2 protein-coding genes are annotated in these 6,599 nt (G+C 52.4%); both read right to left on the minus strand.

Translation table 11 applies throughout. The features are described 5' to 3' along the window. Window positions 1–222: 222 nt before the first annotated feature. Complete coding sequence (locus ACKI3C_RS04730; protein WP_407402570.1) at window positions 223–2,820, minus strand: chitobiase/beta-hexosaminidase C-terminal domain-containing protein; 2,598 nt, start codon at window positions 2,818–2,820, stop codon at window positions 223–225. A gap of 242 nt (window positions 2,821–3,062) precedes the next feature. Then, window positions 3,063–6,080, minus strand: coding sequence for an outer membrane beta-barrel protein (locus ACKI3C_RS04735; protein WP_407402572.1), 3,018 nt, complete (start codon window positions 6,078–6,080; stop codon window positions 3,063–3,065). Window positions 6,081–6,599 lie beyond the last annotated feature (519 nt).

The raw sequence follows: 6,599 nt of genomic DNA on the forward strand, positions 1-6,599 counted from the left end.
TTACAACAGATTGCTCTGATTTAACTGAATAAGAAATTATTCTAATTATTTTAATTTCTTTCAGTTATTATTAAATCTGTGTTATCAGTGAGATCCGCGCGGGGAAATTACCCAAAATACCATTGCTGAATAGTTACCAAAAAAACTGCGGCTCCATGTTTGGATATGGAGCCGCAGTCATTGTTATGTGCAATGCTCTGTGGAGCATTGTGTGTGGATTAATTACTTAATAATGCCAAGGATAATGTTGATCAGAGCGTTAACGTCGGCAGCATCTACATCACCGTTGCCATCAACGTCGGCACGACCTTCATATTTTTCAGCTTTGTCAAGGCCAAGAACTACGTTGATGAGGATAGTTGAGTCTTTCACGTCAACCTCACCGTCGCCGTTCACGTCACCCTTCTTAAATACGGGAGCAGGAGCGTTGTCCTTGATCTCTACGGGATAGAGTTCAACCTCTTCCTTGAAGATAGTAACGAAGCACTTAACGTCGAATGTCTTGCCTTCGAGAACCTCGGGCATCTCTACACCGTTGAACTTAGCGAAGAGCTTAACGCCTTCCATAGTCTCGTCAGCGATCTCGTAAGTGTTAGCAGTTTCAGTTGCAGTGATGGTAGCGTTCTTGATGAGCAGGTAGTTGTGAACCATGTCGGTACCAACCTCCTCGAGAGCGATCTCGGTGGGCTCGATAGCAGCACCCTTGCCGCTTGCTACGAATGTCTCATCGGTGGGAACGAGCTGCTTAGCGCCGTTGTAGAGAGTCCAGTTAGCAACACCGTTAACGATCTGGTCGCCGTTCTCAAATGTGTTGGTCAGACGGCCGTAAACGAGTGCATACTCGTCGTCGCTCTTAACATAGAGGTAAGAACCGTTCTGGTAGATAGCGGTCATCGCGCCAGTGATCTTGCCGTTAACGCCCTTGCCCAGATTGTAGAGAGCAGCAACGTTGGCAACCTCGGGAACATCAACCTCGCCGCCACCGGCTTCGGTGATCTTGGTGGTGAGGAGCTGATAGATAACATCAGTCTTGCCATAAGAACCTACGATACCGTAAACGTCATACTTCTTAGAGAAGTCAGTAGGCATGTTAGCGCCCATGTTGTTGTAGTACTTAACAACCTCGCCGTTTTCGAGAGTAAGAGTGCTTGCTGTAGCGTCGATAGTGACGTTTTTAGCTACTACATAGTGACCGAAGTTAGCGTGAGCCATCATAGCCTCGCCGGTGAGAGCCTCAGCCTTAACCTCAACGGTGCTGGTAGCATCCTTGAAGCCTGCGAAGGGAGTCTTGAGCTCGGGCTCGCCGTCATAGGTGGTCTTGGTTCCGCTGAAACCTGCGGGGATCACGTTACCCTGAGCGTAGGTCTTGCCAGTGTTGCCGTAAACGAGCATGTAACCAGTCTCGTCCTTAACGAACATGCGCTGACCTGATACTGCGAGTACAGTAGCGGGGTTCTTGAAGGTAACAACAGCGTTGTCGGCTGCCTGCTGGAACTCAGCGATAGTCATGCCGTCAACAACGGGATCGTCGCCACCTGCCTCGGTGAGCTTAACGGGAAGAACAACGGGGATGAAGTTGTCGCCGTCCTTAGTCGAACCGACGATAGCGATTACGTCATATTCCTTGTCTTCAGGTGTTGAGCTGCCGTAGCCACCCATACCAGTGCGCACCTGTGCTGAACCTGCAGCGTCGGTGATAGTCTTGTTGGTGTAAGAGATCTTAGCGCCCTTGATGAGCACGTAGTGGCCAAAGAGAGCCTCGCTCACCTGAACAGTTGTGATTGTCTCAGGGTCGATGGGGTTGTTGCCAGCTGCTGCCTGGAAACCGTCGGTAGCGAAGCAGCTGAGCTCGGGCTGGCCGTTGTAGGTAACCTTCTTGCCAGTGAAACCTGCGGGGATAACGTCACCGTTCTTGTAAGTCTTGCCACCGAGTACGTCACCATAGATGAATGCGTAGCCAGTCTCGTCCTTTACATAGAGGTTCTTGCTGTTGTGTGCAAGCACGCTAACAGTGTTGGTGAACTGAACGTAAGTCTCGTCAGCTACCTGCTGGTAAGCAGCGATGTTAGCAACAGCAGTTGCAGCCTCGATAGTGTAAGTTGCCTCGGCAACCTCGCTCTTCTTGTCGCCCTTAACTGCGATAGCCTTCACTGTGGTAGTTGCAGTGATGCTGAGGGGAGCAGTGTAAGCTGTAGAGTTTGCGCTGGGAGTAGTGCCGTCGAGTGTGTAGTAGATGCTTGCGCCGCTGGTGCCGCAGTTGATGGCAACAGTCTGAACGCCGTGGTAAGTACCACCAGCTACACTGAACTTGGGAGTGGCAACAGTCTCAACAACAGAGCCGCCAGTCTCAATTTCAACAGCGTCAAAGTCGAACTGACCAGCCTTAGTTGCGCCGTCGCTGCCATAAGTAGCCTTCTCGCCTACAGTGAAAACAACTTCACCCGCGGGGCCTGTCCATGTTACAGTCTTTGCAGTAGCGTCAACAGTAACACTACCAGTGCTTGCAGCAACGTCGGTGAGACGCTTCATGCCCTGAACAGAGATTTTGAAAACAACCTTGGTCATTGCAGCACCGCTTGTTGTGAGGGTGAGGGTGTTCTTCGCATAAGTGCGGATGTCCTTACCTGTCTCGTTGTAAACGGGGTTAGATTGACCGCCAGCCTTGGCGAGTGCCAGTGAATAGTTGCCGAATGTGACTGTGAAGTCTTGAGCTGTGGTCTGAAGACCGCTCATGTCGGCAACAGCGAATGACTCTGTAGCTGCACTTGCATAACCAAATGCCAGAGCCACCATTGTGATTAATGTAAATAACTTCTTCATTTTTAGTTAATTAAATTTGTTAAAGATAGTAATTTCTCGTTAATGGCAGCAGGTGTTTCATATAAGTATGCGCACACCTTGCTAAACTAATGCAAAAGTAGTAATTAGTTTTGAATTAACGAAATAAAAAATATTTTTTTTGCTTTTTTTCTTCTTTACTCACTTCCACGCACAATAAAAACAACCCCCACTGCCGCTTGCTTGGCAGTGGGGGCCAGTCTGTATTTTGATGGTTCGTCATCTTAGAATCGGCCGGGGCCGCCTCCGGGAGGAGGTCCCATGGGGCGCTGTCCGCCACCCATGCCACCGGGACGTCCGCCAGGACCGCCAGGACGTCCGCCGCCGTCGGGGCCGTAACCGTCGTAGAGGCTTCTCTCCTGGGGCTGCTCGCCCTTCTTGAAGGTGGTGAACTTATAGGTGAATGTCACCATGCCGTAGCGGGTGAGCGAGTTGTAGTAAGCGTCCTCGATGTAGTTGGCAGTGACGTTGCGGTTGATGCTCTTGCGCTGTCCCAGGATGTCGTAAACCGACAGTGTGACAGCCGCGTTGCGCTCACGCAGGAACTGGTAAGAGAGCGAAGCGTTCCACAGCCACTGGTGGGTGTCATATCCGCTTGAGTAACCGCTGGTGGCGTTGAACGCGAGGTCGGTGCTCACCACGAGGCCGAACGGGGCGTTGTAGGTGCCGTTGAACATGCCGCTATAAGTGTGCACGTTGCGGTTGTTGGCGCTCACCACGGTGTTGTGCGTGGTCTGGAAGCCGTAGCGGGGACGTATCTCGAGGTCGAACATGCCGTTGCGGAATGCGAGACCGGGCGACAGGTTGATTGAGAACGAGCCACTGGTGTTCATCTCGCCGTTGTTGTAACCTCTGTTCTGGTTGTAGCGCATGAAGGTGTGGTTAGAGAAGTACCACGTCTTTGCTGCACCAAATGGGAGACTGATCATGTTCATTGCCATAGCGCTCCACACGCCACTCACGTTCTCGTAGGTAGTGGTGCGACCGCCGGTAGAGGGGTCGAATGTGGTCTTGTTGACGATGCTGTTCTGCGCCCAAGTGAGATTAAGGTTGGCCATGACGCTGCGTTGCTTCGTCTGGTCAAAGTCGCTGAATCGCACATTCATGTTGTGGTTGAACGTGGGTTTCAACTCGGGGTTACCCACGATGATGTTCAGAGGGTTGCTCTCGTCGGCCACAGGCTGCAACTGGTTGAGCGACGGCTGGTTGCTGCGCATGCGGTAGTTGGCCTGCAAGCTGCGGGTCTTTGAGAACTTGTAGTTAAAGCGGGCAAAGGGAGCCACCGTCCACACCCAGCGCGAAGCGATACTGCGATCGGTGTCGATGAGGTTCTTGCTGCTCGACATGGCCGAGTTGAGGCTTGCGCCCACATTGAGGTTATACAGCTTGTGCACCTTGCGGTAACCCACCTCAAACGACTGGTTGAAATAGTTGTTGCGGAAGCGGTTGCTCAACCTCTCGTTGAAGGTGCGGGTGATGGCGTCGCCCAGCTCGTAGTCGATGATGTTGCTGAGCAGAGGCAGGTCATAGAGCACGTCGGCGCCATACTGGCCGGCGATTGCCTCGCGCACGTTGACGTCGTTAACGGCATTGAACAGGGTCGTGCCGTAGTCGGGAGCATAAAGTGGCGCGGGCGCCACAGTGCCGTCGCCCAGGTCATAGACCATCTTGTCGGCAGTGCTGTGACGGTAGTCGCCACGGTAAGAGAGCTGCAAGAAGTTGGCATTCTTGATGTCGCCCAGGGGCTCGGTCCACGAGAGACGGCCGTTCACACCGTTGGTGACGCGCTTGTTGTCATACACCTGGTCGATAGTCTGGTCGGGGTCTTCCTTGAGATAATAGGTGTTGTGGGTGTTGGTGGTACCATCCTCGTCAACGTTGCTGTAACTGTATCGGCCAAAGAAGCTGTAGCTGCGGCCGGGGTGATTCTTGAACTTGTGGTTGAACACAATCTGTCCGCCGGCTTCGTAGCTCTTGCCGTTGTTGAAGTAAGCGCTCTGGCTGCGGTTGACGGGGGTGCGCAGTGCGTCGCCGGCACGCGTCATCGACGTGTCGTTTTTCTCGCTCTTGCTGAAGTTGAGCGAGAAGTTGGGACGGAACTCAAACGTGTTGCACGAGTCGATTTCCCACTTGAGGCGGAAGTCGCCCCTGAAGTTGTGTCCGCGGTCACGGGCGTTAGACTCCGAGTCGTAGTAGCTGGTGCTGTCGGTAAACAGGTACTGACGGTTGCTGCGGCTGTAGGTCTCGCGGTCGCTGTGTGAGTAGAGCAGGTTACCGCCCACGCGGAAGTGCTCGTCTTCCTTTGAACCCACGTTGAAGTTGAATCCCAGGTTCTGCGACTTGGTGATACCGTTGCCTCCGCCGCCAAATCGCTGGAAACGCGAAGCGCCGCCGTCGGTGAAGTTCATGTTGTTGACATTGTTGCCGCCGCCGGTGAATGTGTACTGGTCGCCCTCGTTGAAGTGGTTAATCATGAAGCTGCCGGTGTATCGTTTGTCGGTACCATAGCCGGCAGTGATGTTACCCACCCAGCCGTTGTTCATGCCTTTCTTCACGGTGAGGTTGATCACAGTCTCGTCCTCGCCGTCGTCCACACCAGTCAGACGCGCGAGGTCGCTCTTGCGGTCGATGACCTGCAGCTTGTTGATCATGTTGGCTGGCAGGTTCTTAGATGCCATCTTGGGGTCGTCGGCAAAGAACTCCTTGCCGTCGATGAGTATTTTCTTGACGTCCTTGCCGTTGGCAGTGATTTTGCCCTGGGCATCCACCTCCACGCCGGGGAGACGCTTGAGCAGGTCCTCAACCACAGCATTGGGCTGGGTCTTGTAGGTGTCGGCGTTGTACTCGATAGTGTCTTCCTTGACGGTTATGGGAGTCTTGACGCCCACCACAACAGCTTCCTTGAGCATGATGGCGCTGGGCGACATGCTTATCACGCCCAGGTTGACGTTGCGCCCGTCCTGCCCCACGGTCACGTGCTTGAGTTCGTCGTTATATCCCACGTAGCTGAGTTTAAGCACATACTTGCCTGCCGAAACGCCTTTGAGGTCGAAGAGACCATTGGCGTCGGTGGTTGTTCCTTTCACGAGCGTGCTGTCCTTGGTGGGCTTGAGCAGTCGCACCGAAGCTCCGATGAGTGCAGTAGTGTCGGTAGCATCGACAAGCACTCCATTGATCACCGCTGCCTGCACGGCAGTGGTCATAGTAATTAGCATTAAGAATGCAAAAATCAGTCTTCTCATTTTAAATGATATTTCTTTTCACGTTACAAAGTTACAATGTTTTTTTTAGGTATAAAGAAAAAATCTACTTTTCTTCTATTTTTATAGACAAATGGACATATGGGCGTAACTATTCACCAATGGAACTCCCCGCGCGGATCTCACTGATCTCACTGATTTTTTTTCATTGAAAATATATTAACAATTTGAGGCTGAAAGCCGACACGCACAAAGCTTGCTTTGGGCACATAACCCCCACCGAAGGGAGTGAAACGACTGCCGGTGGGGGGGTGAAGTGTAATAAAATCGCGGTTGAAGACCGCTACCTCGAAACGTGCAAGGTTGCGGTCTTCAACCGCGGTACAGTGTATCGCGTTTACCCTGCCCTGCCTTCGCTTGCGCTCAGTTAGGACAGGGTTATGTGCAGACCTGCGTTCTGCGTGTCGGCTTTCAGCCTCTCATTACAAAATCATGTGAGATCCCCGCGCGGATAAAAATCTATTGTAGTATAGTTACAACAGATTGCTCTGATTTAACTGA

The organism is Sodaliphilus sp., from assembly GCF_045598405.1.
GTDB lineage: Bacteria > Bacteroidota > Bacteroidia > Bacteroidales > Muribaculaceae > Sodaliphilus > Sodaliphilus limicaballi.

Excerpts from the sequence above, each read along its gene's own strand:
- ACKI3C_RS04730 (WP_407402570.1), bottom strand. The coding sequence starts at position 2,820 with ATGAAGAAGTTATTTACATTAATCACAATGGTGGCTCTGGCATTTGGT.
- ACKI3C_RS04735 (WP_407402572.1), bottom strand. The coding sequence starts at position 6,080 with ATGAGAAGACTGATTTTTGCATTCTTAATGCTAATTACTATGACCACT.